The 1,228-nt window shown below is 57.5% G+C and carries 1 pseudogene; it reads right to left on the bottom strand.

Annotated elements, in window-relative coordinates:
* Window positions 1-1,174, bottom strand: a pseudogene (locus ACF8FB_RS25880) (transposase); the annotation flags it as partial.
* Window positions 1,175-1,228: the final 54 nt, after the last annotated feature.

Raw genomic sequence — 1,228 nt, 5'->3', positions numbered from 1 at the left:
TCGTACATCTTGCTCAGCAAAGTGGCCGATTTCATCGGCGTGCCGTTGTCCGAGTGCAACACCAACGGCTCTCTCAAGCACTGTTCGCTGATTACACTTCTCTGCAGCAACACTGCAGCTTTGGCGCCGTCTTCGTTCTCGTGTACCTCCCAGCCCACAGTCTTGCGGCTGTAGATGTCTTCGATCAGGTACAGGTAGTAGTATTTTCCACGCACCGAAGACGGCAAGTATGTGATGTCCCACGACCACACCCGGTTAGGTGCGCAGGCAGCATGCGTTGTCGGCTCGGCATGACGCCCAGGGCGTTGAGCACGCCCTCGGCGTTCTCGCTGTCCAGCAGCCCGAAGCACCCGGTAAAAGGTCGACTCCGAGCCTATATAGAGCTGCTTATCGGCCAGCCTCGGCACGATCTGGCTAGGTGGCAAGTGAGCATATTCAGCGCTGTTGCACAGGTTGAGAATCGCTTGTCGCTCGTGCTCGCTCAGCGCGTTCGGTGGGGTTGCGCGAACTGTTGTTGTACGTGCATCCGCCGCCACTTCTTCCGTTTGAGTCCAGCGCTGCAACGTTCTGAGCGTCAAGCCAACTTCCTGACATGCCGTCAATTTCCGAGCTCCGGAATTAATCGCCTCAGTCAGCCAAGCCACCAGCAGTTGCCGTTCCGGCAGAGCAGTCAATTGTCCTCGTCGTCTACTCCCCAGTAGTCGTTGAGCTTTTTTCGCAGCACCAATAACGCGGCTGTTTCAGCCAACGCCTTATCCTTGCGGCGCAGTTCGCGCTCAAGCTGTTTAATGCGTTTCTGATCCTGACGGGCCTGTTCCCGATCAACCTTAGGCTGCGCTTTTGGAGGGGCCATCCCACTCAGGAACGCTTGCCGCCAGGCAGCAAGCTGCTCGGGATACAAGCCTTTGCGACGGCAGTATTCACCCACCTCGATCTCGGACAAGCTGGCGCATTCGGCTACAGCTGCGAATTTCATTTCTGCCGACCAACTCTCGGTCGGGTGTTTGGGATCGGTCACCACCACACATCCTTCGGCACTGGCTCGTTTGCGCCAGGTATACAGCGACATTTCAGTAACGCCCTCGCGCCTAGCGACTTCGGCCATCGTCAGGTTGAGTGGAGGACCCAGCATCTTGAGCAGTTCGGCTTTGCGCTCAGAGGAATAGTACGGCACAACGGCTCTCTTTCCGCCCCCGGGGTCTGGTTTCAGGTAAATCTGGCGAGGCGA

Origin of the sequence: Pseudomonas sp. yb_2 (assembly GCF_043103905.1) — a bacterium.
GTDB lineage: Bacteria > Pseudomonadota > Gammaproteobacteria > Pseudomonadales > Pseudomonadaceae > Aquipseudomonas > Aquipseudomonas alloputida.
Note: the sequence above shows the minus strand (reverse complement) of the source record. Positions and strands in the feature narration are given on the sequence as shown.